This is a genomic window from Brevibacillus laterosporus LMG 15441, assembly GCF_000219535.2.
GTDB lineage: Bacteria > Bacillota > Bacilli > Brevibacillales > Brevibacillaceae > Brevibacillus_B > Brevibacillus_B halotolerans.
On the sequence record NZ_CP007806.1, the window covers coordinates 2,925,544 to 2,948,619 of the forward strand.

A 23,076-nucleotide genomic window follows, 5' to 3' on the forward strand; every position below is an offset into this window, starting at 1 on the left:
CACTACCATTTCCTATTCCAGTTTTGAATGCTGTAGCTGGGAAATAACCGCCTTGGTTACCATGCTAACAAGCTCCTCCATTTGTTGTTCATCTAATTTGACTGTCAGTGGTTGTGGCTCCTTCATAGAGATAGCTTGTTTATTTACAGAGCATACATCGACTCCTGGTGGACAAATGACTCCTGGTGGTGTCTCCCCCATTAAGCCCATTTTTTCTCGTAACGCTACTAGCTCTTGTACCCGTTCTACTGACAACTCCCGTGCTCCGTTCATTTGTTTTGCAATCCAATTAATTTTTGCAGTAAATTCGAGCGATTCCATCAAATAGTAGGCTGTTTGCAGGTCTTTTCCCCATGTAAGTGCCCCGTGGTTTTCTAGCAAAACCCCCTGATGGTTCATGATATGAGGTACAATGGACTCCGGAAGAGCATGGGTGGATGGAGTCGCATATTTCGCTAAAGGTATGGTTCCAAGCAGCACTACCGATTCTGGCAGGGTTGCAAAATCTAAGGGAATGCCTGCTATCGCAAAAGCTGTAGCATACGGAGGGTGAACATGAACGATCCCGCCAATGTCTGGACGCATTTCGTATACTTTCAAGTGCATTTTCATCTCAGAGGTTGGTTGAAGCTCTCCTTCTAATACTTCCCCTTGGAGGTTTACTTTGACCAGCATATCTGGCTGCAAAGCTCCTTTACTTACGCCGGTTGGCGTGATCCAGATCTCGTTGGCAGAAAGACGAACCGAAATATTTCCATCGTTAGCCGCACCAAAGCCTTTTTCATATACTTTACGCCCAATCTCACAGATATCCTGTTTGATTTTAGCTTCATCTTTCATCTGTTTGTACGCTGGTTCGGTCATGATTAGTTTTGTCCTCCTTGTTTCCTGTAGGTCCATCTAGTTGCTTTTTGCAGTGACCTGGAACAACTCTGTCAATGCATTGTCGTAAGGAGCTCGTAAAATACCCTTCTCCGTAATGATTGCTGTTATTAAATCGTGTGGAGTTACATCAAAGGCAGGATTAAAGACTTTGACATCATTGGGTGCCGTTTGCTTGCCAAATCCTTCAATAATTTCACCAGCTTCTCGCTCCTCAATCGGAATCTGTTCCCCTGTAGCGGTATCCAGATCAATTGTAGACATTGGGGCTGCTACATAAAATGGAATACCATGAGCCTTTGCCAGTAGTGCTACACCATACGTTCCAATTTTGTTCGCTACATCACCATTAGCCGCAACCCGATCGCATCCTACGATAACTGCCTGTACCCAGCCTTTAGACATCACCATTGCAGCCATGCTATCCGTAATTAACGTAACATCAATACCTGCTTCCTGTAATTCCCATGCTGTCAGACGAGCTCCTTGCAGCAAAGGACGAGTCTCATCGGCAAATACCCTGATATCCCAGCCTTTTTCTTTTGCTAAATAAATAGGTGCAAGCGCTGTGCCATAACGTGCCGTAGCAATTCCACCAGCATTACAATGCGTTAACACACCCATGCCATCCTCAAACAACGTCAATGCATGTTCACCAATCATTCGGCATGTTTCTTCGTCCTCATCACGAATCGCATGCGCTTCTGTAACAAGACGCTGTTTAATTTCAGCCACTGGTAGGTTCTGGTCAGCCAAAGCTCGTTGCTCCATACGGTTTAATGCCCAAAATAGGTTAACTGCTGTAGGTCGTGACGACGCGAGGTAGTCTTTATGCTTTGTGAATGCATCGTAGAAGGCTTCAAAGGAGTCCTCAGGTGCATCATGAATTCCCAACAATAGTCCATAAGCGGCAGCAATTCCAATCGCAGGAGCTCCTCTTACCTTTAGCTCCTTAATGGCATCCCAGGCATCCTTTATGTTGTCTATTTCTAAAAATTCTTTCAAAGTTGGAAGTTTCGTCTGATCTAAAATAAATAAAGTATTGTCTTCAAAACGGACCGATTGAATAAACGTCGCCATGTGAGAGCCTCCCCCTATTTGATAAGTCGATTCAAATTTGAATGACTTAAGATTACGATTTGTCTTATCTTTGTTATAGCAAAAAAACAAAAAATTTTCTGCTACTAATCAAAAGTCACACAAAACCACATAATCTAACATTTTTATTGACTGATACCTTGATTTTACTAATCTGCATACTTATTTTCAACTGCTTCTGGCCCTTTGGTCAAAACTTTTTCGACACTCCATCTGGATTTCTGTAAATGATGATTCAAATTTCTTTTCTTTCTATCTTTTTTTACAACGTTATTTTTGGTATCCTTTTTGGCAAGAGACATACCTGTAGGTCGATTGGGATTAGATCATTGTTTTGGGAGGTATTATGTTAGCAATCGAACGTCGCAAAAAAATCATGAGCATGCTATTTGAACAAGGAAATGTCATGGTAACAGAGCTTAGTAAACAATTCTCTGTTTCTGAAGAGACTATACGTCGTGATTTAGACAAATTAGAGAAGGAAGGTATTTTAGTCCGTACATATGGAGGAGCTATTTTAGAAGATGGACTACGCTCTGATTTCCCACTTTGGGTACGTGAAAGCTATTATGTCGAGGTAAAGGAAAAACTAGGAGAAAAATGCGCTCAGCTCATAAAAAGCGGCGATACAATCATGCTTGATTCCAGCACTACTTCATTATATATTGCCAAAAAAATAAAAAATAAACAGAATCTTACGGTTATCACCAATTCATTTAAGGTCGAGCTAGAGCTATCGGATGCTGAACACGTAAAACTAATTTCAACGGGTGGCACTCTACAACGCCGTTCCCTTTCGTATGTTAGCCACTCAGCAACTAGAGCCCTTTCTCATTATTTTGCCGATGCATCCTTCGTTTCCTGTACCGGCCTTCATCTTCAACGAGGCGCTACAGATTCTAACGAATTTGAAGCGGAAATTAGAAAACTGATGTTAAAAAACTCAGAGCAAAAAATCCTAGTGCTCGATCATACTAAAATTGATAAAGCCGGCTTTACTTTTATTACTGACTTTCAAGGCATTACAAAAGTGATCACAGACCAGCCCTTATCTGTAGAATGGCGACAGCTTTTAAGCAGATATAATATCGAAATTGACGATGAGGATATTGATACCGCTTTCGAGGAAACTCCTACCTCTTCCTAAAACTTCCAAGCATGAGAAGACGTAGAAGTAAGTGACTACATACGAAAACGCAGCTCCTGCCTACATCATAGGTAAGGAACTGCGTTTTGTGGTTTTACCCCTTACAAGAACATCCCAGCAATCGCACCATTTAACAAGGAAGCCAATGTACCGGCAAAGATAACCTTCATGCCAACCTGAGCTATTTCACTTCGACGCTCAGGTACAAGTGTACCAAGGCCACCAATCAGCATTGCCATAGAGCCAAAGTTAGCAAATCCACAAAGCGCGAAGCTTAGGATTGCTACTGTTTTCGGTGTCAAATTTGCCATGTTCTTAGCCATATCAATATAAGCAACAAATTCGTTTAATACGATTTTTTGGCCAATATAAGAACCTGCTTGAACAGCCTCACTCCATGGTACTCCAACTGCAAAAGCCAAAGGAGAGAACAGATAACCAAAAATCCCCTGCAAGGTTATCTCCAGACCAAACAGTCCTCCAATATAGCCAAGCAAGCCATTCACCATAGCAACCAAGGCTACAAATGCCAACAGCATGGCTCCTACATTCAACGCCAAAAACAGGCCATCTCCTGCACCGCGTGCTGCTGCATCAAATATATTCGCTGATTCATTTTTTTCCAGTTTTATTTCCCGGTCTTTTATATTTTCCGTCTCCGGGAAGAATAGCTTAGCTATAACTAATCCAGCAGGAGCAGCCATAAAGCTCGCTGCAAGCAAATATTCCATCGGGATACCTAGTAAAGAGTAGGAAGCAAGCACTGTTCCCGCTATAGAAGCAAGTCCCCCTGTTAGCACAGCAAACAGCTCTGAGCGTGTCAGTTGGCTTAAAAAGGGACGAATAACTAAAGGTGCTTCCGTTTGACCTACAAAAATATTCGCTGCTGCTGACATTGACTCAGCCTTACTCGTACCTAATATTTTAGAAATACCGCCACCAATGTATTTGATAAATAGCTGCATAACGCCTACATAATACAAAACAGCAATCAGAGCTGCGAAAAAAATAACCATTGGCACAACATTAAATGCTACGACAAACGTAATTTTAGAATCAGGAGTGTACAGCCCGCCAAAAAGGAATTTGATCCCTTCATTCGCATAACCAATAATATGGTTCATTACGTCAGTGAACTTACTTAGTACAGCTCGACCTGCCTCCCACTTTAACACAATGAATGCAAACAGAAACTGGATAGCTAATCCTCCAACAATCGGACGCCATCTAATCCCTTTCTTATTGTTACAAAACAAGAATGCAATAAATAGAACTGCAATTACCCCAAGGAGGCCTCGAAGAAAATCCATGATGACTTTACACCTCTGTTTTTTATTTAATACCTACTCTTATAACCTTGTGCCTTACATATTCTCCACGATGCCTCGTAGAAGCTTAGAAAAATTCTCTTTTGCTTGTCCTGCTGCCTCATAAACCTCTTCAGCCGTAATAGGTTGAGGCAGAATACCAGCCGCTAAATTGCAAATGCATGAGATAGTCAGCACTTTAATACCAGCATGCTTGGCTACAATCACCTCTGGTACTGTTGACATACCTACTGCATCTCCCCCTATTGTCCGTGCCATTCTGACTTCAGCTGGCGTTTCAAAGGAAGGCCCTGTAAAAGCCACATAGACACCCTCTTTTAAAGGTACACCTATCTGTGTTGCTACCTTCCTTGCCAACTGAGCTAAGGATTTACAATAGGTGTCACTCATATCAGGAAAGCGATCTCCCAGCCTCTCATCATTAGCCCCGATCAACGGATTTATCCCCATTAAGTTAATGTGATCCGTCACGAGCATTAAATCCCCTGGCTGCTGGTCGATATGTAAGCCTCCACTGGCGTTAGTTAAAATAAGTTGCTCAACCCCCAGCATTTTCATTACTCGAATTGGAAATGTTACCGATTCGATACTGTGACCCTCATAATAATGAAAGCGGCCTTGCATAGCAACAACCGTCTTCCCTTCAAGCTTGCCAACAATTAGTTTACCTGCATGATAATCCACTGTCGACATCACAAAATGAGGAATTTCTTGATAGGGAATAACAATGGCATCAGCTAACTCTTCCGCTAATTCACCTAAGCCCGATCCTAGAATCAATCCGATGGTTGGTGTTTGATTTATTCTTTCTTTTATGTATTTGTTAGCTTCATCTATAGCTTCCCACTTATGCATAAGAAACCTCCCTGTTGTTTTTTTCTGTCTTAACTCATATGTAGTCTGTCAGAATATCACAAAACACAACATTACCAAAAAGAAATCAACAATTGATCGGTGCAATCTTATTTTATTTTAATATCCGAATTTAATCAAGCTAAAACAAAACATTGTACGTATTTTAGCCAGTTAAATTGTTTTTTTTGATTAATAAACAGAATTTTTAATGCATTTTACTTACATTCCAAAAAAAATAATCCTTTTAAAAAGCTCTTCTATCCCTTTATAATATGAGTATAAAAACGTCTTTTTATTGTAATTTTATGGATTTTACTGGCAGGTAGCAAACTAAACCTTTTTCCGCAAAAAGTTTAGTTCAGTTAAAATTTATCTAAATTGGGAGGTCAAACTAACATGAAACGAACCCTGCATCCAATGAAAAAGCCTGGACTAGCTTTTGTCTTAGCTTTAAGTGTTTTAACAGCTTCTTCATCTGTTTATGCCAAGGAGACTTTACTGCTTGCCACTCAGGGGACATCTTCGGCCGTCACTGCCCCTCATTTGAATGAATATGCCCAATTCTTACAGACCAATTATCAGTTAACCTTTTCAAAACAGGTAACCCGCGCTGATTATCTACAAGCTCTATCGACTATACTTGCTTTACAACCATCAAAAGAAAGCAAAATCTCATTTACTGATGTAAAAGAGGGTTCTACTTTAGCACAAGCCGCTAGTGCTCTGCAAGAACAAGGGATCGTTAATGCCACTACACTAAAGCCAAATGAATCCTTAACCGCTCAAGATGCCATCTCGTATACGGTCCGTGCTGCTGGTCTGAAAGAATTAGCTTATACGTATCAGGAAGCGAAAGTAAAAAAAGCCTTTTCTTCTGTAGCCCTCTCCTATAAAACAGGTCAGCTTCCTATGAAGGCAGCGCAAGAGATTGCTGTGGCAATCGATACAAAGCTACTCCCAGAATCTCTTGCTCAAACAGTTATCAAAAATCAAGCTGTTTCGCCTGATGTAGCAGCTTTATTGATCGGAAAAGTACTCGAATATAAAGGAGAATATAAGCATTTCCTAGGTCTAACAACTGATGAGGATATTTATAGTAAGGTGTCTCATTCCTGGAAAACCACCAATTTAATCAAAGCTGAAGAATTACAAAAGATCGTGGACGAGGCACTTAAACAAGATATCGTTACGGGGTATAATCTCAAGGATAAACGATTCGCCCCACGCTTTGACCCGGCTCTTTCACTCACCTATGGTCATAGTGACATACAGCATGCCATTCAACTGATCGGTTTGCTAAAAAGTGAGGGGCTGGTAGCAAAAGTACAACTAGAGCCGAAAACATCTGCTTTTATCTATTTAGCCGAATGGGGTCAGCCTGTCATCACTCCTGATTATCAGGTAGTAAAAATTGATAACGGTAAATACATCGCCTACTCCAAAGAATACGATATCAGTTTTGAATTCACATCTGTAGCTGATAAAGAAGCCTTTGACAAAATCATTCATACGTATGCAAAAAAAGATAAGGAAAATCAGACTGGTTTGCTTATTTCATCTTGGTGGCAGCCACTCTACTTCTCGCTGAATGAAATGAATGGGTATAAACAGATTACCAATAACTATATGGAAAAAGACAATTATGTGGCTCAATCCTTCTCGTTAAACGAGAAATCCGCACAAGTTGTTGACGGTTTTAAGAAGATTGACCCTAAGGTAAAAGTTACCTCCTATCCTTTTTATGTAGATGCTCCATTCTATAATTATCTGATCGGTGACTACAAATAAGAAATCGTTCCAAACGCTCTGCTTACTGGCAGAGCTTTTTTCTTTCTTCCTTGTATGTCTCATGCTTTGCTAAAAAAAGCGCATACTAACGTTTATGTAAGAAATTCACGAAGACGTTCAAGAAGAAAAGGCGGATCAGAAAGGAGCCCTTCATGCTACGTAAAATCAGCGATAGATTCTTCCTGCTCTTTGTCATAGTCCTACTAGCTATACAAGCTTTCTCTGATACTCCCCAAGCAACACAAGCAAAATCGCTTCTTGATGAGCAAAAGCTATTCAACGAGCAGCCCACCTCTTATGAAGTAACGATTCGGCAAAAAAACCGCGATTATTATGAAAAACGGGGAGAAGCTATTTGGGACTTGCCTACAGAAAAAAAAGCCATTGCTCTAACCTTTGATGATGGACCAAACGAAACCTACACCCCTCAAATCTTAGAGCTACTACAGAAATATGGAGTTAAATCCACTTTTTTTACAGTCGGTAACCGCATTAAAAAAAATCCCAAGCTAGCTAAGCAGATGGTACAGCAAAATCACGAGCTGGCAAACCATACCTTTACGCATCCCGATTTGAGACGTCTTTCAAAGCAACGACTAAAAATCGAATTGGAGTCTGCTCAATCCATTATTCAAACAACAACAGGGGTAGTACCTACTCTATTTCGTCCACCTGGTGGTAGTTATAACGAAAAGATTGTGGCTGCCGCAAAAGAGATGGGTTACTTGGTTGTCATGTGGTCCTGGCATCAGGATACTAAGGATTGGACGAATCCAGGGGTACAAAAGATTGTCAACAAGGTGCTGAAAAATGTACGAAATGGCGATATCATCTTATTTCATGACCATGGCGGAGATCGTCAGCAAACGGTAGATGCCTTGAAAATCATTTTGCCAGAGCTTAAAAAACGCGGCTTTGAAATGATTACGGTATCAGAGTTGATTTCCATACGGAATCAGTACCCTGTGAAAGCAAATTTACCTTCCCTTGTCCCCAATAGAGGCCATAAATAGATTTTTTACGTCTTAAAAAAACCGCCATAGCTGTGGTGGCAGCATGGCGGTTAAAGTGTATGGGAGAGTGTTAGTTAACAGATTCCTTTTACGAAAAGGATTTTAGTTGGCTTATATTCAGATCATCGACTTTGAGTTATCAAACAACTTTTCGCTTGTTGCTGTGAAATGGTTTTGTTAGCTTGTTTTTATCAATGTGTCTTGAATGTAAAGTTTACCTTGTCAGTATAAATCCATGTCAAGGTAAACTAAGGAAGATAGATCCTTATTTCTTCCATGTAGAACTCCTTTCATAGGAACTGTTACGCTAATTCTCCCACACGATTCCTGGTGCAATTGGTATCAATCCGCATGAATGTACCTATGCACAATCTATGACCGATTTGGTTACAAAAAGGTTGCAAATATAATTGTATTTTTATCTTTATAAAAAAAGCACATGCGAGGATAAGATAATCCATATCCCCAGCATATGCTTCCTGTAAAAGCTACCTTATGAAATCTTCTATTAGAACTTCTCTGGATAAAATCCTTTTGCAAGTATTTCTACCGCTCGTACATTTCGAACACCTTCAAATACATCGGAAAGTGGCAAGCTAACAAATCGCTTATTCTTAATAGCAGGGATATCGGAAAGTGCTTTGTTTTCTAGTAAATATTTGATCTTCTCTTCTGCACTTGGTTTATCATAATCATTAATTACAATTACATCGGGAGCTCGTTTTATGGCTTCTTCCCAGCTCACTTCACTCCATGATTTTTCTAAATCACCAAAAACGTTTTGTCCGCCAGCCATTTCGATTAAACGCGTTTCTAAGGAATTTCCTGTTGTATACAAACCTGAATTAACACTATCAAAGACCAATACTTTGACTGGTTTTTCTATATTTCCTATCTTTTGTTGAATGGACTGAATATCCGTTTTCATTTTAGCAACAATATCCTTAGCACGATCCTCTACATGCAGAATCTTGCCTAATTGCATCAAATCCTCATAAACCTCGTCGACTGTAGGGTGTTTAGATATCGTTCCTGTAATGGTATAAGCTGGGATACCCATTTTTTGCAGCTCCTCTACACTGCCAATTCCTTTTGCTGTAAATGCAGAGCTTCTGCCAATAACGAAGTCCGGCTCTACACTTAGAAAGACTTCTAAGGAAGGATATTGCTTAGACAAAAGCTTGATTTGATCATATTTTGCCTTATATTCGGGCAAGACTTCGTCGTCAGGATAAGCTGTACCGACCATTACGTCTTCAACACCTAATGCTAGTAGCATTTCGGTCACATGCTGATTCATACTCACTACTCGCTTCGGTGCTTGTTCAAAGGTTAACGTATGCTCTCCATTTTTAATTTGAATCTTCTCAGCTACTGGCTGTGAATTAGTAGAAGCTGCCTGAGGAGTCGTCCCATTTCCACAGCCACTTACTAGTAATGAAAGACCGGCAAAGATTGTAAGCATCATCTTTTGACCTTTATACAAAAGGCCTTGCTTCTTGGTAGTGGAGCTTTGCATAGTATGTTTGTTCATCTTGTTTTCCTACCTTTTCCTTTATTCAACAGATAACCTGATCTGGGATCATATAATGAATGTTCACTCTTCCTGTAACTGGATGAACGGTTACTTCTGTTTGAATCTTGTACACTCGTTCTAAAATTTCAGGCCGAAGAACTTCCTGTGGAGTTCCAGAGCAAACGATAACTCCTTTTTCTAGCATATAAAGACGATCACAGAACATAGCGGCCAAATTTAAATCATGTAAGGCGGCCAGTACGCTTTTCTGCTGTTGTTTCAGTAATTTGAGCATCCCTAATTGATGATGGATGTCCAAATGATTAGTCGGTTCATCCAGCAGTAACAGATCGGTCTCTTGTACAATTGCTCTTGCTAATAAGACGCGCTGCTTTTCTCCCCCAGATAAACTCAGATAACTCCGATCACCCATGTTCTGTAGGCCAACTTGAGCTAGAGCTTGCTCTACTAACGCTAGATCATGCTTATTCTCCTGCTCCCACATACTCTTGTGTGGAGAACGTCCCATCAGTACAAGCTCATATACACTAAAATCAAATTGAATCTGCGTTTCTTGAACCACTGCACTTAATTCTTTTGCTAATTGCTTCTGTTGGTATTGACCAAGCTCTCTTTCCAGTAAATAGATACTGCCTGTAGTGGGTAATAGAGTCCGATATACCTGCTTAAGGAGAGTAGATTTACCACTACCATTCGGGCCAAGCAAGCCCACGAATTCTCCTTTTTGTACGTGTAAATCTATATCCTGCAAGATACATGTCCCTTGGATCTCATATCCAACTTGTTTTAACTCAACATGCTTGTCTACGTCCAATTTTGTGGGCACATTAGCTTCCTCCAAACGTATACGCCCGACGACGTAGCATCCAGATAAAAAATGGACCGCCGCAAAGCGCTGTGACTATTCCTATCGGCAATTCTTCAGGGGCAATGATTAGTCTAGCTAATACATCCGCCCAGATCATAAAAATCGCTCCACCACAGGCACAAAGAGGGATTAGTCGCCTATGATCAGAACCCACCCACAAGCGAAAAATATGGGGTAACATTAAACCAACAAAGCCAATGCTACCGCTTACAGCAACCAGTAAGCCTGTAACGAGAGAAATCGTAATCAGTAGAATCTTACGCATATTTTCTGGATGTAGACCAAGTAGCGTAGAGGTTTCTTCCCCTAGGATCAACAAATTTAGATTGCGTGCATTTACCCATAAAAATATAAAGAACGAAAGTACTGCAATCGTTGGCAATACAAGTGACTCCCACTTGGCACGAGTAAAGCTTCCCATCATCCAGTACAGCACACTTGAAAGGCTTTCCGCTCTTGGTGCCAGCATAATAAAAAAACTAGTAAGCGCTGACAACATAATAGACACAGCTATTCCAGCTAACAACAGACGTATTAGCTGCACCCTTCCGCCTACCAAAGACAACAGAAACACCAATATAACGGAAGCCAAAGCACCTAAAAAGGCCGCTAAAGAAAGCGCATACGAACCAAATACTCCCAAACTACCAAATAACAGCACTGCTGTTGCTCCCACCGATGCCCCTGATGATACGCCTAAGATATATGGATCAGCTAAAGGATTACGAATCAATGCCTGAATGGCTATCCCAACAATAGACAGCCCGGCACCTACAACCGCAGATAATAAAACACGTGGCAGTCGAATATCCCAAACAATATGCATTTGCGCGTTAGACACGTCTGTCCCTACCCATTGTTGAACAAAAGGAACATGTGAGCCTATGACCTTCCAAACGGTAACTGGGTCTATTTGTACTGGTCCCAGCATGATTGCAACCGTCAGCGATAAAAATAATACCACGCCGCTTCCCATCAATTTCGCTATCCAATTTTTTGTATATTGCGTACCGATGCTGTTTACTGACCTTGGGGCTGTCGTGGCGGTTTGTTGCATGCTTCTCCCCCCTATTTAAAACAAAGTAACGAAATGAAATTACTAACTCGGTGATCACCCAAGCTTCAAGTGCAGGTGGCACCGTAATTGGACCTCTACGCCCCGCTAACATGTTATTCCTTAAAGATTCGCACAAAAAAGCATCCGTTCCAAAAGGAGACAGATGCTTGGGTTTTTGGACAAATCAATTCCTATAGGTGTATGTACACTATCATCATACGACCTACCCAAACACCTGCCCATCCTCGTGGGAGTGTTACATCTTACGGCAGGTCTCCTGGCTCATGAATCCTCGCAAGCATCCTCCCTTCCCATTCTCTGCAAAAGTGAACAGTGGTGTATCGGATGTTGCTCCTCATTTACAGTGGCGGGACCGCATCGGATTTTCACCGAACTTCCCTTTTAAGTCTGATCCTGAAATCAAACACCGTAACATGGCTATAAATCAGTTGTAATTGTTTGTGAGTGTAACACGATTTGGTGGAACATGGCAAGGTAATGGTGAATTTGTGATAGGTTTGTAAGAACTTTGTAAAATATTTACGTAATGTTTGTAGTTTAGTAGTAATCGGTCAGTTGTTTGTTCACATAATGTTAATTATGTTATTTAATTTATACCAAAATTTCTTTCTTTCTCATTTTATTCACTCTTCGTTTCTATCTTTCCATGAATGTAATAGAAAGGCAAAAAAGCTATCCAATTCAGGATAGCTTGCCTTCCCAATCAAATTTCCCCCTGCCATTACCAAGTTCCTGTCATGTAGCCTAAACATTAGCCTCTTGATAATTTGAGTAACTTGTCTGGACAAAGTTTCTATTATAAAGGCTTCTGTATCGATCCCTTATTAGCTCTGTAAAAAAGGTTTTACCTCTTCTATTATTTTTTTTAAGCTTTGCGCTCCCTTTTCATATTCTTTTTTGGCCACGTTATTTTTTGTTTCAAGTGAAAAAGTCTCCAAATCTGCTTGGCATTTTTTCAACGTAGACAATGTCAATGGTTTTTCCTGAGGGACTGGTACAGTAATTTGGTCATCATATAAATCTACATTCAATTGCCCATAACTATCTACTTGTCCTATATAAACGTTTTCCAATGGTATTCCCATCTTATTGAGAGTTGTGTGGAGCCATCTTTTCGACAATCCTGTGGTTGCCAAAGGCTCTAACATGACATTCCCATCCAAAATGACCGTCTGAGGCTCTCGGCTTGGAGCTCCTTGGATATTCAGATCTTTGGTAGTAAGCGGTTGATTTTCTTTTTTGAGCAGGACACTAATCTGACCATTCTGCTCTAATAGCGCATACTCAACATCTGCAATCGAGAATACATCTTTTAGGCGCAATTGTTCTAACAATTCCTCACCTGTATAATTCTCTTTCTTGAGATTGTCCTCCATAATTTTTCCATCTTTGATCAGTACACGAGCATTTCCTTCAACTATATCGCTCACTGTCTTGCTTTTGACCGATAGATAACTGAAAAGAAATGGAATAAGGGCCCAAATGATCATGCTAACGAATCCGTTCAAAAACCTGTCATCGACGTCAGCTGAAATGAATCCCGCAATGGAGCCAATCGTAACACCTACAATATATTCAAAAAAAGTGGCTTGGGCAATTTGGCGTTTTCCCATTAAACGGGTTAAGAACAATAAAGTAAAAAGCGTAACGATTGATCTAAAAACTATCTCCCAGAATTCAGGCATAAATATCCTCCCTAGTAACATCTAATCCTACTATGTATTTAGATTGTGTTACTTTGTTGCTTTTTATATATAAAAGTAAGGTATAAAAACTGGCTTTGTATTCCAAATTAACTTTGACTACATCAATAAAGGAGTTAACAATGGCTACAAAAAACAGTAAATTAACCGCAACTCAAATCGAATATCAAGCCTTTGCAAAAGCGTTAGAACCTCCACGACCTGTGCTTAAAAATACCATTCGGGCTTTTTGGGTTGGTGGTTTGATTTGTTTACTTGGACAATTTATTCAAACCTTTTTCATTCACTTTTTTCACTTTGATGAAAAAAGCGCTGGAAACCCAACCTCTGCTGTCCTAATCGCCATTTCTGTTCTCCTAACTGGTTTTGGCGTTTACGACAAGATTGCACAATTTGGAGGTGCGGGAACCGCTGTGCCTGTTACCGGTTTTGCCAATTCGATTGCTTCAGCAGCTATTGAACACAAAAGTGAAGGATATGTACTTGGTGTGGGCGGCAACATGTTTAAATTAGCAGGCTCTGTTATCGTTTTTGGTGTAGTTGCCGCATTTTTCATCGCGTTAATAAAATGGTTTTTTACTTTTGCGGTAGGAGGATCTTGAGATGTTAAAGGGACATCAATCATGGATTTTTCCAAGCAAACCAACGATTTTATCCACGGCAACAGTTGGTGGGCCTTTTGAAGCACAAGGAAAAATTGCGAATGATTTTGATATTCTTCATAGTGATACCTGGCTGGAGCAAGACAGCTTTGAAAAGGCCGAAAAAATGATGATGGAAGAAGCTTTTGACCTCGCTGTCAAACGAGCTAGCTTGCAAAAAGGAGATATCAATTACCTTATTACAGGGGACTTAATGAACCAAATCATCTCCTCAAGCTTTTCAGCACGTACGATTGGGGTACCTTATCTAGGGATATTTGGTGCTTGTTCAACCTCTATGGAAGGGTTAGCTTTAGCAGCTCAATTGATAGATAGCAGGGCTGCTAATTATGTTCTTACGGGTACTTGCAGCCACAATTCGACTGCTGAGAAACAGTATCGTTATCCCACAGAGTATGGTGCACAAAAGCCTCCCACTTCACAGTGGACGGTAACCGGTGCCGCAGCGGCCGTGGTTGCACCTCAAGGAACAGGTCCGAGGGTTTCCTCTGCTACGATTGGTAAAGTTGTCGATATGGGACTAACTGATCCCCAAAATATGGGGGCAGCTATGGCTCCCGCGGCAGTAGATACCATTCAAGCTCATTTTCGAGATATGCAGATTGGGCCTGATTATTATGATTTAATCGTTACGGGCGACCTTGGAAAACTTGGCCATTCGATCGCAGGAAAACTCTTGAAAAAGCATGGATTTTCGATTCGAGACGAAGCCTTTACAGATTGTGGATTATTAATTTATCACGACAATCAGGAGGTTTTCTCTGGGGGTAGCGGCTGTGCATGCTGTGCCACTGTTACATATGGTCATTTGCTAAACCGGTTAGCTAATGGGGAATGGAACCGAATTTTGGTTGTAGCAACAGGCGCCCTACTATCGCCGCTCAGCTTTCAACAAAATGAATCGATTCCTTGTGTAGCACACGCTGTAGCTATTGAGAGGGGGGGAAATGAGTGAGCATCTTTATTTGGGCATTTATTGTTGGAGGCATCATCTGTGTCATCGGTCAATTATTGATGGATGTTGCCAAATTAACACCTGCTCATACCATGTCTACCCTAGTGGTAGTTGGAGCTATTATGGATGGACTAGGTTGGTATGAACCGTTAATCAAATGGGCCGGAGCCGGTGTTACGGTCCCCATTACAAGTTTTGGGAATGCTCTAGTACATGGGGCTTTGGAAGAAATGCAACGGGATGGTATTGTCGGGATTATTACAGGCATTTTTGAAGTAACCAGTGCAGGTATTTCGGCAGCCATTATTTTTGGTTTTTTAGGCGCAGTTGTATTTAAACCAAAGAGTTAGAGACATACTAAATCAGGAGGTGATATCGATGACAGTAGCTTCTTCAGTAAAACAAACCCTGGCTAGCTTAAAAGGTGCACAGGCCGATTTAGAAACCTTTGCATTAAGTACACAAAATAAACAAGCAAAGCAAGCTTTTACAAAATCTGCCGAACAAGCACAAACCATTATTGACCAACTGGAATCTCGTGTTCAACAGTTAGAACAAGAGGAACCTCAGTATAAGGGCTTCTAGCCTATCACACAAAAAAGAGGTAAGGGGGCTGGTTAATACCATCCCTTTTTACCCTCTTTCTTTTTGTAAATAAAGCATTTCATAAAATACCTTGCTAGCATCTACAAATTCTACGGAGGATTTGTCAGTTGCGCTTTTCTTACACTGGGATCGTAAATTCTATAACAGCACCGCCAGACTCACTGTGATTATAGGCCTTCATTGCTCCTATCGTCAAACCCTTTTCTTTAGTGGAGCTAATCGCTAGAATTCATGCTCATATTCGAAGGGAGGAAAGAGGGAAAATACCTTCTGAGAAAATCCATTTTATCAGTCATAACATTGTGCTTGATGAGGAGAAATGGAGTTGAAATCGAACTGACGAAAAAGGAGTTTGATATTATCGAGCTTTTAGCAACAAATCCTGGACAAGTCTTTTCGAAAGAACAAATTTTTGAAAAAATCTGGGGGTACGATAGCGACAGAATGTTACGACGGTAACAGAGCATATTAAGCGGATTAGAGCAAAAATTTATGACACATGCGCAATCCTTTGATTGTATTAAAACAGTGTGGGGGAACAATTTAATCCGTCTAAAGGATACGTTATTCCATTAATTTTAGTCGAATATAAGCCCCATCTCACCTGATAGAGCAAAAAGGTCAGGATTGGAAAAAACATCATAATTCCAAACATGATTTGTGTACTTTTCCTTATACCTGCTTGATCGAAATAGGTCTTACATAAGCCATTCGCAGGTTGCCACGCCGATATTCTTCGTTAAAACTTAATGAAAAGAACACGATCGTAATAGCATTACATGCGGTAAGAAGCATCTCTTGTAAACTAGTAATATGAAAATTCATGTTGGAGCTAAAAGCCACTTCTGTCAGCTTAACTTTTGCATTCGTTTCCAGCGAAAACGTGCATGTAAGCCAAACAATAAAAGGAACCGCGATAAAACAAAGAACATTTGCCTTCCTCAAAACTTTTCCCATTCGTACATAAATACAGAACGAAACATAAAAAAACCTCCACCACGATTGGTATCATTCTGACATTAATTTCATAAAAGTATCTTCAAGCGTCATTCCCTCCTCCATCTGCTCAAGAAGTGCTTTATCGTCGCCATACCATATCATCTTGCCTTTCCTTATAATCACATACCGGTTGCATTTTTTTTGAAGTTCATCAAGTAAATAGCTATAAAGAATGTAATACCGAGGCTTTCTTTTAGTCTCGTGATTAGTTCTCTTAGCTCTCTCATCCCCATAGGGTCGAGTCCGTTTGCAGGTTCATCCAATATGACAATGCGAGGGTTATTTAATAGTGATTGAGCAATTCCTAACCGTTGCTTCATTCCCAGCGAATACGTTTTGACTTTGTCATTTCCCTTGTGCTCCTTTCTTTTTTTCAATTAAAGCAAATAAAAATCAACTTTTTATCAACTAGAAAAAATATGTTCACCACTGATCTGAATGTGAATAAATAAAAACCGAGCCTTATGGAAAAGGTCTCGGTTTTTATTCCTTGATTTTTGAACGTCATTTCCTCAGTGTTTCGTTTTCTGTTGATCCTCTGGCTGTTTTTCAATAAACTTGCTAACCCACTTGTCTTTTACCCAATTTAGCTCAATTGCAGCCTTATTTCCATTTTCTCTCTTCCAAATCAGATACCCTCTCTTTTGAGTCGGGTGGACAAGTAGTAATGGAATAATATCCCCTCGTATTCGATGTTTAATTAGCTCTCCTTCTGCTATTTCCAATAAGTAAGCCGCTTCAATTGGATTGCCAAGGCTCTTTGGAGGCTGATGGAGCAATCCCCTCATTTCGAAGTAACCAATCGTTACCCAGTTTGGTTGGTTCAAAGCAAAAGCCTCCCGTGTTTCATTCCACGCTGTCTGAATCTTATGCTCCACTTCCTCACTTCTTGCTGCCGTACGTTTGAATGCAATTTGTAACAACTCCCCCTGTGCATCCAGTGTGACAAAATAAGTATCGTACGATGAAGTCTCTGGCAGATTCACAGGTTTAAATTGGACAATAGAGCTCAGAATTACATTCGTTGGTTTCTTTCCTTCTATACCACCAATTTGTGCAGCAGATTCAACGTGAGAAGCAGTGTAATCCTGTGTGATTTTCTCATCGATACGCTTCAGCCACAAGGTAGCTTTCTTTTGAGCTTCAGAAACAGACAAGGCCGTTTGGGAATCTGATTCCTGCTTAATGCGATTAAATGATTTCAATTGTCCTGTAATCTTGTCTATCTCCATAGAAGCGATTTTGTTTTCTCCCTTTTCTAGAGTTACATCATAGATATGTTTTTCTGCAAAATCGATTTTCTCCTCTATCTCAACCTTGGAATACAACTGCAATTCCGGAAATACTGTCAAAAATTTCCGAAAGGTAACTCTTGCAGGAGCTGACATTGCATCTAATGGTGAGATTAGTTTCATTTTGCCAGACGTTTCCTGTGAGGCATTCAGGTTAATACTACCTGTTGACTGAAGAGCAGGTAACATTAAAGTGTTATTTTTATATAACATGAAACAAATGCATAATATGGCTACACATGTGGCCCCCCATTTAATACGATGTCCCATCCGATTCATAGCTCTTCGCTGTTGAACTTTTCTTCCAATCATTTTTTGAATCTCTTGACTCTTCTGCCTATCTAAAGCATAACGAGGCATATTTTGTAATTGATCATACAGCTTTTTTTGCTCATGAGAAAGATTCATGTCTAATTCCTCCCTTTGCAGAATGGAGCAGTTCTTTTTCCAGTTGTTTCATTGCCCTGTGCATCGTGACATTTACCCTCGTTTGACTCCATCCTAATATTTCAGCGGTTTCAGCTCCGGTTAGACGCTGAATTCCTCTCAGTATCACAACGTCGCGATAAGCTTTTTTTAGCTTGCTGATTGCTGTATGTAGCTCCCTGCTTTCTTCGCTTGCTTCCAGAGCCTCGTCTGGCGTTTTTTGAGTTGAGATAAGATGGTGGAATAGTTTCCCACTTAGTAGCTTTTTTACCTTTTTCTTTCGGTAAAAGTCAATCGCAGCATGTCGTGCAATGCTAAAGAGCCATGTTTTGGGATTAGACTTGTACTCAAAACGATGTAAATTGGTTAATACTTTGATAAACACCTCCTGCACCAAATCCTCGACATCTGTTCTTCCTGTGTAATAGACAAGGTAATTGTAAATATCATTTTTGTAATGAACAAATAAGCGTTCGACCTCATGATTGCACTCCACATTTCTTCACTCCAATTTAATTAATACACAAATTAGACGGACGATCTTTTTGTTTTATTACAACAAGATAAAAAAACCGTATAGATTCTATCTACACGGTTTTGCTAAACGAAACAAGCGATCATATATTATGTTAATACCATTACATTTCATTTAATACCTTTACACCTTTTACAATATTCCAAATGAAATAGTAAATCATTACAATTGCAGTAATACCATAGGTAGCGATGATACTAAATCCCACTGCTGTCTCTGTTCCTTGATTCAAGCCAATGGTTCCTGATACTACAAGGCCAATAACTAGGGTTACATACGGAATAAGATGCGTCCACAGCGCTTTTTTAGCATGAACTTTAACCGCATGGTCACCTACGAAATAAACAATAATCGGTAATAAAAATGGAGCAAAAAAGACACTTAAGTAGCATAAAGAAGATAAAATATGATTTCCTTTCATAACATTCACCTCAACTGATTTCTTATGCTACTATTATTGCATTTACCTTCTATTTTAACTATCGAATAACCTTACGCAAATATAACAAATTTGTAAGGTTCACCTACTGTTATATTCTATCATGTAAAACATACCTCCTCAGAGGGAAGCTCAGTTGATTTGATCCTCTGTTATCGTGTCGTTATTTGTGATTAGATAGAGTTTTTACACTTACTTTTAATGGCGTTATGATGTTTTGTAATACTTGTTGACGAATTTAGTCAACAACTTGCCAACAACTCCTTAATTATATTCATTTACGTATCTTGAAGTGATTAGTAAAAGAAAAAGTCGTTTCCTGAATTTATGTCCAATACGCTTCTTTCTAGTCTCGAATGTCTCTTTTCTCTTTCTGCAAAACGATCGCGGTCAACGGACTTTGATAACAAAGTCGAGAATAAACCCCGACTTTTTTAAATAGTTCGTAATATTGTTCGACTTCATCACTTACTAAAATACGGAAAACGCCCGTATCTGTTTTCTTATCTCGCTGGAAGTCTATCGCCCCGCCAAATCATCAAAATGTTGAATAGCAGCCTCGTTTTCATATCAATATTGCGGCAGACATTTTCTATCTCTCTCTAGGATCGTGGTCAACCGTACGGCATTTTATCCCTATTTTTGTCCTACTTTTTGTTGGATTCTGTTTGTCGGATTCTATTTGATTAGCCTTTCAATCAAATACAACCCCCCCCTTAAGGCTGTTCTTGTACTACAGTATTTGTCTATTGACCCCCTTCTGCAGACATGGCATCTGCCTTTGTTTTATGAACAGTACCATATGGATGCTCAGGCGGAGCATAGATAACGTAAATTTTCAGTGGCTTCTTCCCCGTATTGGTTACATTGTGCCATGTTCCAGCTGGTATCATAATTGCATAACCATCATAGGCCATTTTTTGAAAGTCTAATTTATCTTTGCTATTCCCCATTTGAACAAGTCCCTGGCCTTCTTCAATGCGTATGAATTGATCAGTATTCGGATGGACTTCTAAACCAATGTCATCTCCAACATTAATACTCATCAGCGTCACTTGGAAGTGCTTCCCTGTCCATAAAGCGGTGCGGTAAGTATTGTTTTGCTTAGCAGCTTTCGCAATATTCACTACAAATGGTTTTGATCCATAATCTTTTAAAAGGATGCTTCTATAATAAGGATTCCCGTTGTTATTCCAATTGTAATAATTCGGATACCAATTATAACCCCAATTATGGTTATAACTTGGATTATTCCATTGATAGTAATTGCATGGTCTAGGGTACATACTCATTCTCCTCCCGAGATTTCTATATTTTTCTTTTATCCTATGCAATTGCCTATTTATCGGAATGCAAAATGGGCATTAATGGGCAGGAGCCTGTAGCCTAATCATTTGTGAAACTATTGTACTTTTCATATCGTTATTGAAGAAACTGCCCTCATGAGGAATAACTTACATTTTTCCGATGGCTTTAGGAAGGCAGCATAACACCGCTGAAAGGGAAACACCGTCCAATATAATAAAATAAAAATCGGCTATTGGATAGGTTTTTAAGAATTAGTAAAACCTAGGACATAAACAGCTACATGTTAGAAAGATCAAATCCGTAGGGTGGTGATTATAATGGACTCAAGAAAACGTTCCTCAAAGGAAGAACCAACAATAGCTCCAAGTATGAACGGTCATGATCCACTTGAAGAAAAAGCGAGCGCTGATGAGGTAGAAAAAGGAGAGTATACTTCCGTCACTAAGCTTTTTCTTGACCGCACTCCAGAAGATTAGAAACGGGTAACATGTCCGTTTCTTTTTTTGTCCTCATCATATCTTGCGTCAAGATCGGCTGTGGTTTAGCAGTATAAATTGTTAGCGAGACACCCGTTCATTTTTTTATGCTTGTAACACGTGTTTAAAAAGTCTCATCCGAGCTTTATGGTAAATGCTACTCCCCCCTCCTAGCAGAAGACAACCATGAAAACAATTTATAACAGAGTCCGCATTTCCTACAGTTTTATAATAAGCTAACAGACAAATCAGTTTATTCCCGGGATATATTGGAAAGGGTCATTCGTGCAGTAACGCTAGAAGAATCACGGACGAATCCAAATGTGCCCAAGGACCTGTTTCAGGATTTTGATATTAGCTATCTAGTGACCGATGTAGATTATTGGGTAAAGCGTCCGTCAGCTGCATTTTTTGCAGATTGCTGCAATGAATTCTGGTGGGTCTCTACTTATGTAGCAAAAGGATTATGGAGAAGAGAAATTCTTTACGCCCTGGACCACCTTAACAGATATGTGAGGCCGATGCTGTTGACAATGCTGGAATGGAAGGTTGGTATCCAAACGGACTTTTCAATTAGTGTAGGAAAAAATAGCAAATATTTGGAGAAATATCTTTCAGAGCAATGCTGGGAATCCCTTCTATCCACCTATGCCGATGGGAGCTACGAAGGTTCATGGAAAGCGCTCTTTACGATGGGGGAATTATTTCGAAGTACAGCAAAATATGTAGCAGATCACTTGCACTATACCTATCCTCAGGATGATGATCAGCGTGTTACGGCTTTTTTAAAGCATGTCCAAACATTGCCCTTGGATGCCACCAAAATCTACTGATTTTTAGGTACTTTACAGGGCTTATGTTTGCGTGCTTTGTTTGTACAAAAAAATCTGCCGTATCGACAGATTTATTTTCCGTAATGTGCGCGCCAAAACTAAAGCACTTCATTTCTATTATAGAAATGGTGCGTTACTGTTAGCCTCAAATCGTTTTTGATCAGTTTCTCCCTAAGAGGTCACTGCACACTATAGATTTACTTTATCGTATTTAACATGAAACAAAATACTGTACAAGTTACCATCTAGACTTTAAGGGAAGTCCTTTTTAGGCTCCCCGTTAGACTTAGCGGTTAACTGATACTGGTACTGGTTTTGATCTAGATGTAACATGTCTTGTAAGCATCATATAGTATTTTTACACAATCATTTCCCGTTGTTACATCATCTATTCAAAAGCTTAGAGCTCATACTGCAATAATGGCAGCATCCTATCTTTCCACACAGTAGAAGGTATTTCTCCTATTTGTCTAGCTCCCATTTTTAAATAAAATCCTTTTGCATGAGGATCGCTGTCAATCGTAAATTTGTCTATTCCTAATTCAATTGCTTTTTCTTTTACAAAGCTCCATAAAATGCTACCGTATCCCTGCCCCTTATAGTCCCGATGCATGTAAAGGAAATCGAGGCTATCAAGCTTTTTCCTCACAAATGAAAAAAAGCCAATGACTCTGCCTTCCTTTTCTAGCACATAAACATGATTTTTTTCTATGTATGCTTGGTTTATGGTTAAGTCCTCTTTACAAGCTAAAATAAACGCCTCGTCATAATCCCATGTTGCCTTAGAATCTAGAGCAAGTTGGCTTAGTTCCTCTGCTTCCGATACAAGGGCCTCTCTAAGTATCATCACCCATTCACCCCCAGGTATATCTTGTGTCTACACTCGACTAGAAACAATTATCATCAGCTCAGTAGTTTCTTCCATAGTTCATCATAGTCGCCATTTACTCGTAAATTTTTGAGTTCTTCATCGGTGCTTGCTATTGGTATATCTCGCTTTGTTGCTATTGATCCTACATGATTTTTACAATACGTTGATCTAGCTATTATTTGAATGTCTTTGCTTTCTCGATTAGGAATCGCACACTGAATGTAAGAGGCATTTGCTTCACATTGAATACATGTTAAGTTAGTTGGAATGAGTTGCAATGGTTTTAATAGTTCAACGTTTACGTATGCTTTCTTGTCTGACATTTGATTCCTCCAATATTTCATTATGACTGTTTTATATTTGTATGATCTTCATTC

Annotated in this window: 26 protein-coding genes and 1 riboswitch; of the genes, 10 read left to right on the forward strand and 16 right to left on the reverse strand. The window is 39.8% G+C overall.

The window, feature by feature from the left end; genetic code table 11:
- Nucleotides 1-12 precede the first annotated feature (12 nt).
- Both BRLA_RS12625 and mtnA read right to left on the reverse strand, forming a co-directional pair.
- On the reverse strand, nucleotides 13-864 hold the full coding sequence (locus tag BRLA_RS12625) for a class II aldolase/adducin family protein (protein ID WP_003336267.1): 852 nt from the start codon (nucleotides 862-864) through the stop codon (nucleotides 13-15).
- Between the two features lie 36 nt (nucleotides 865-900).
- Nucleotides 901-1,962 carry an S-methyl-5-thioribose-1-phosphate isomerase gene (gene mtnA, locus BRLA_RS12630; protein WP_003336266.1) on the reverse strand — a complete coding sequence of 354 codons (1,062 nt, stop codon included), beginning with the start codon at nucleotides 1,960-1,962 and terminating at the stop codon, nucleotides 901-903.
- 364 nt (nucleotides 1,963-2,326) lie between these two features.
- On the opposite strand from mtnA, the gene BRLA_RS12635 reads away from it, so the two are divergent.
- On the forward strand, nucleotides 2,327-3,127 hold the full coding sequence (locus BRLA_RS12635; RefSeq protein ID WP_003336264.1) for a DeoR/GlpR family DNA-binding transcription regulator: 801 nt from the start codon (nucleotides 2,327-2,329) through the stop codon (nucleotides 3,125-3,127).
- A 101-nt stretch (nucleotides 3,128-3,228) separates the two neighbouring features.
- Here the strand turns inward: BRLA_RS12635 and BRLA_RS12640 are convergent, their stop codons facing one another.
- Both BRLA_RS12640 and BRLA_RS12645 read right to left on the reverse strand, forming a co-directional pair.
- Complete coding sequence (locus BRLA_RS12640; RefSeq protein ID WP_003336263.1) at nucleotides 3,229-4,437, reverse strand: NupC/NupG family nucleoside CNT transporter; 1,209 nt, start codon at nucleotides 4,435-4,437, stop codon at nucleotides 3,229-3,231.
- Between the two features lie 54 nt (nucleotides 4,438-4,491).
- Nucleotides 4,492-5,310, reverse strand: a complete 819-nt coding sequence (locus BRLA_RS12645) for a purine-nucleoside phosphorylase (protein WP_003336261.1) — start codon at nucleotides 5,308-5,310, stop codon at nucleotides 4,492-4,494.
- Nucleotides 5,311-5,706: 396 nt separating this feature from the next.
- Here BRLA_RS12645 and BRLA_RS12650 point away from each other — a divergent pair, with 396 nt between their 5' ends.
- Together BRLA_RS12650 and BRLA_RS12655 are read left to right on the forward strand one after the other, a co-directional pair.
- Complete coding sequence (locus tag BRLA_RS12650; protein ID WP_003336260.1) at nucleotides 5,707-7,098, forward strand: hypothetical protein; 1,392 nt, start codon at nucleotides 5,707-5,709, stop codon at nucleotides 7,096-7,098.
- A gap of 152 nt (nucleotides 7,099-7,250) precedes the next feature.
- On the forward strand, nucleotides 7,251-8,111 hold the full coding sequence (locus tag BRLA_RS12655; protein WP_003336259.1) for a polysaccharide deacetylase family protein: 861 nt from the start codon (nucleotides 7,251-7,253) through the stop codon (nucleotides 8,109-8,111).
- Nucleotides 8,112-8,619: 508 nt separating this feature from the next.
- Here the strand turns inward: BRLA_RS12655 and BRLA_RS12660 are convergent.
- The 4 genes from BRLA_RS12660 to BRLA_RS12675 all read right to left on the reverse strand — a co-directional run bounded on the left by BRLA_RS12660 (nucleotide 8,620) and on the right by BRLA_RS12675 (nucleotide 13,279).
- Nucleotides 8,620-9,645 (reverse strand): ABC transporter substrate-binding protein, encoded by a 1,026-nt coding sequence (locus BRLA_RS12660; RefSeq protein ID WP_003336258.1) that lies wholly within the window; start codon nucleotides 9,643-9,645, stop codon nucleotides 8,620-8,622.
- Between the two features lie 25 nt (nucleotides 9,646-9,670).
- On the reverse strand, nucleotides 9,671-10,474 hold the full coding sequence (locus BRLA_RS12665; RefSeq protein WP_003336257.1) for an ABC transporter ATP-binding protein: 804 nt from the start codon (nucleotides 10,472-10,474) through the stop codon (nucleotides 9,671-9,673).
- Between the two features lies 1 nt (nucleotide 10,475).
- Complete coding sequence (locus BRLA_RS12670) at nucleotides 10,476-11,573, reverse strand: FecCD family ABC transporter permease (RefSeq protein ID WP_003336256.1); 1,098 nt, start codon at nucleotides 11,571-11,573, stop codon at nucleotides 10,476-10,478.
- Nucleotides 11,574-11,823: 250 nt separating this feature from the next.
- Nucleotides 11,824-12,020: riboswitch (cobalamin riboswitch) on the reverse strand.
- Nucleotides 12,021-12,418: 398 nt separating this feature from the next.
- Entirely contained in the window at nucleotides 12,419-13,279 is an 861-nt protein-coding gene (locus tag BRLA_RS12675) for a DUF421 domain-containing protein (protein WP_003336253.1), read from the reverse strand.
- Nucleotides 13,280-13,419: 140 nt separating this feature from the next.
- Here BRLA_RS12675 and spoVAC point away from each other — a divergent pair, with 140 nt between their 5' ends.
- From spoVAC to BRLA_RS25300, 5 genes are all read left to right on the forward strand, one after another.
- Nucleotides 13,420-13,899, forward strand: coding sequence for a stage V sporulation protein AC (gene spoVAC, locus BRLA_RS12680; protein WP_003336252.1), 480 nt, complete (start codon nucleotides 13,420-13,422; stop codon nucleotides 13,897-13,899).
- A gap of 1 nt (nucleotide 13,900) precedes the next feature.
- Complete coding sequence (spoVAD, locus tag BRLA_RS12685) at nucleotides 13,901-14,914, forward strand: stage V sporulation protein AD (RefSeq protein WP_003336250.1); 1,014 nt, start codon at nucleotides 13,901-13,903, stop codon at nucleotides 14,912-14,914.
- Nucleotides 14,911-15,264 carry a stage V sporulation protein AE gene (spoVAE, locus tag BRLA_RS12690; RefSeq protein ID WP_003336249.1) on the forward strand — a complete coding sequence of 118 codons (354 nt, stop codon included), beginning with the start codon at nucleotides 14,911-14,913 and terminating at the stop codon, nucleotides 15,262-15,264. Before spoVAD ends, spoVAE begins: the two co-directional genes overlap by 4 nt.
- A 28-nt stretch (nucleotides 15,265-15,292) precedes the next feature.
- Nucleotides 15,293-15,499 carry a DUF1657 domain-containing protein gene (locus BRLA_RS12695; protein WP_003336248.1) on the forward strand — a complete coding sequence of 69 codons (207 nt, stop codon included), beginning with the start codon at nucleotides 15,293-15,295 and terminating at the stop codon, nucleotides 15,497-15,499.
- A 330-nt stretch (nucleotides 15,500-15,829) separates the two neighbouring features.
- Complete coding sequence (locus tag BRLA_RS25300) at nucleotides 15,830-15,979, forward strand: winged helix-turn-helix domain-containing protein (protein ID WP_003336247.1); 150 nt, start codon at nucleotides 15,830-15,832, stop codon at nucleotides 15,977-15,979.
- A 213-nt stretch (nucleotides 15,980-16,192) separates the two neighbouring features.
- On the opposite strand, the gene BRLA_RS12705 is transcribed toward BRLA_RS25300, so the two are convergent.
- From BRLA_RS12705 to BRLA_RS12730, 6 genes are all read right to left on the reverse strand, one after another.
- Entirely contained in the window at nucleotides 16,193-16,465 is a 273-nt protein-coding gene (locus BRLA_RS12705; RefSeq protein ID WP_197718115.1) for a hypothetical protein, read from the reverse strand.
- A 173-nt stretch (nucleotides 16,466-16,638) separates the two neighbouring features.
- Nucleotides 16,639-16,839 (reverse strand): P-loop NTPase family protein, encoded by a 201-nt coding sequence (locus tag BRLA_RS25145; RefSeq protein ID WP_003336244.1) that lies wholly within the window; start codon nucleotides 16,837-16,839, stop codon nucleotides 16,639-16,641.
- 192 nt (nucleotides 16,840-17,031) lie between these two features.
- On the reverse strand, nucleotides 17,032-18,219 hold the full coding sequence (locus tag BRLA_RS12715; RefSeq protein ID WP_003336243.1) for a hypothetical protein: 1,188 nt from the start codon (nucleotides 18,217-18,219) through the stop codon (nucleotides 17,032-17,034).
- Entirely contained in the window at nucleotides 18,203-18,733 is a 531-nt protein-coding gene (locus BRLA_RS12720) for an RNA polymerase sigma factor (RefSeq protein ID WP_041752189.1), read from the reverse strand. The genes BRLA_RS12715 and BRLA_RS12720 overlap by 17 nt, the downstream gene beginning before the upstream one ends.
- Nucleotides 18,734-18,875: 142 nt before the next feature.
- Nucleotides 18,876-19,193 (reverse strand): magnetosome magnetite crystal formation protein family, encoded by a 318-nt coding sequence (locus BRLA_RS12725; protein ID WP_003336240.1) that lies wholly within the window; start codon nucleotides 19,191-19,193, stop codon nucleotides 18,876-18,878.
- Between the two features lie 764 nt (nucleotides 19,194-19,957).
- Nucleotides 19,958-20,497 carry a cupin domain-containing protein gene (locus BRLA_RS12730; protein ID WP_003336239.1) on the reverse strand — a complete coding sequence of 180 codons (540 nt, stop codon included), beginning with the start codon at nucleotides 20,495-20,497 and terminating at the stop codon, nucleotides 19,958-19,960.
- Between the two features lie 339 nt (nucleotides 20,498-20,836).
- On the opposite strand from BRLA_RS12730, the gene BRLA_RS24270 reads away from it, so the two are divergent.
- The gene (locus BRLA_RS24270) at nucleotides 20,837-20,995 is read left to right on the forward strand and encodes a hypothetical protein (protein WP_003336238.1); all 159 of its coding nucleotides are present in this window, start codon (nucleotides 20,837-20,839) and stop codon (nucleotides 20,993-20,995) included.
- A 269-nt stretch (nucleotides 20,996-21,264) separates the two neighbouring features.
- Nucleotides 21,265-21,828 (forward strand): aminoglycoside 6-adenylyltransferase, encoded by a 564-nt coding sequence (locus BRLA_RS12735; RefSeq protein WP_003336237.1) that lies wholly within the window; start codon nucleotides 21,265-21,267, stop codon nucleotides 21,826-21,828.
- Between the two features lie 400 nt (nucleotides 21,829-22,228).
- Here the strand turns inward: BRLA_RS12735 and BRLA_RS12740 are convergent, their stop codons facing one another.
- Both BRLA_RS12740 and BRLA_RS12745 read right to left on the reverse strand, forming a co-directional pair.
- Complete coding sequence (locus tag BRLA_RS12740; RefSeq protein ID WP_003336236.1) at nucleotides 22,229-22,675, reverse strand: GNAT family N-acetyltransferase; 447 nt, start codon at nucleotides 22,673-22,675, stop codon at nucleotides 22,229-22,231.
- Nucleotides 22,676-22,731: 56 nt separating this feature from the next.
- Complete coding sequence (locus BRLA_RS12745; RefSeq protein ID WP_022586925.1) at nucleotides 22,732-23,022, reverse strand: hypothetical protein; 291 nt, start codon at nucleotides 23,020-23,022, stop codon at nucleotides 22,732-22,734.
- Nucleotides 23,023-23,076: the final 54 nt, after the last annotated feature.

Bases quoted from the DNA above. Each gene is read 5' to 3' on its own strand.
- BRLA_RS12625 (WP_003336267.1), bottom strand. From the start codon at position 864: ATGACCGAACCAGCGTACAAACAGATGAAAGATGAAGCTAAAATCAAA.
- mtnA (WP_003336266.1), bottom strand. From the start codon at position 1,962: ATGGCGACGTTTATTCAATCGGTCCGTTTTGAAGACAATACTTTATTT.
- BRLA_RS12635 (WP_003336264.1), top strand. From the start codon at position 2,327: ATGTTAGCAATCGAACGTCGCAAAAAAATCATGAGCATGCTATTTGAA.
- BRLA_RS12640 (WP_003336263.1), bottom strand. From the start codon at position 4,437: ATGGATTTTCTTCGAGGCCTCCTTGGGGTAATTGCAGTTCTATTTATT.
- BRLA_RS12645 (WP_003336261.1), bottom strand. From the start codon at position 5,310: ATGCATAAGTGGGAAGCTATAGATGAAGCTAACAAATACATAAAAGAA.
- BRLA_RS12650 (WP_003336260.1), top strand. From the start codon at position 5,707: ATGAAACGAACCCTGCATCCAATGAAAAAGCCTGGACTAGCTTTTGTC.
- BRLA_RS12655 (WP_003336259.1), top strand. From the start codon at position 7,251: ATGCTACGTAAAATCAGCGATAGATTCTTCCTGCTCTTTGTCATAGTC.
- BRLA_RS12660 (WP_003336258.1), bottom strand. From the start codon at position 9,645: ATGAACAAACATACTATGCAAAGCTCCACTACCAAGAAGCAAGGCCTT.
- BRLA_RS12670 (WP_003336256.1), bottom strand. From the start codon at position 11,573: ATGCAACAAACCGCCACGACAGCCCCAAGGTCAGTAAACAGCATCGGT.
- BRLA_RS12675 (WP_003336253.1), bottom strand. From the start codon at position 13,279: ATGCCTGAATTCTGGGAGATAGTTTTTAGATCAATCGTTACGCTTTTT.
- spoVAC (WP_003336252.1), top strand. From the start codon at position 13,420: ATGGCTACAAAAAACAGTAAATTAACCGCAACTCAAATCGAATATCAA.
- spoVAD (WP_003336250.1), top strand. From the start codon at position 13,901: ATGTTAAAGGGACATCAATCATGGATTTTTCCAAGCAAACCAACGATT.
- BRLA_RS12695 (WP_003336248.1), top strand. From the start codon at position 15,293: ATGACAGTAGCTTCTTCAGTAAAACAAACCCTGGCTAGCTTAAAAGGT.
- BRLA_RS25300 (WP_003336247.1), top strand. From the start codon at position 15,830: ATGAGGAGAAATGGAGTTGAAATCGAACTGACGAAAAAGGAGTTTGAT.
- BRLA_RS25145 (WP_003336244.1), bottom strand. From the start codon at position 16,839: ATGAAGCAACGGTTAGGAATTGCTCAATCACTATTAAATAACCCTCGC.
- BRLA_RS12715 (WP_003336243.1), bottom strand. From the start codon at position 18,219: ATGAATCTTTCTCATGAGCAAAAAAAGCTGTATGATCAATTACAAAAT.
- BRLA_RS12725 (WP_003336240.1), bottom strand. From the start codon at position 19,193: ATGAAAGGAAATCATATTTTATCTTCTTTATGCTACTTAAGTGTCTTT.
- BRLA_RS12730 (WP_003336239.1), bottom strand. From the start codon at position 20,497: ATGTACCCTAGACCATGCAATTACTATCAATGGAATAATCCAAGTTAT.
- BRLA_RS24270 (WP_003336238.1), top strand. From the start codon at position 20,837: ATGGACTCAAGAAAACGTTCCTCAAAGGAAGAACCAACAATAGCTCCA.
- BRLA_RS12740 (WP_003336236.1), bottom strand. From the start codon at position 22,675: ATGATACTTAGAGAGGCCCTTGTATCGGAAGCAGAGGAACTAAGCCAA.
- BRLA_RS12745 (WP_022586925.1), bottom strand. From the start codon at position 23,022: ATGTCAGACAAGAAAGCATACGTAAACGTTGAACTATTAAAACCATTG.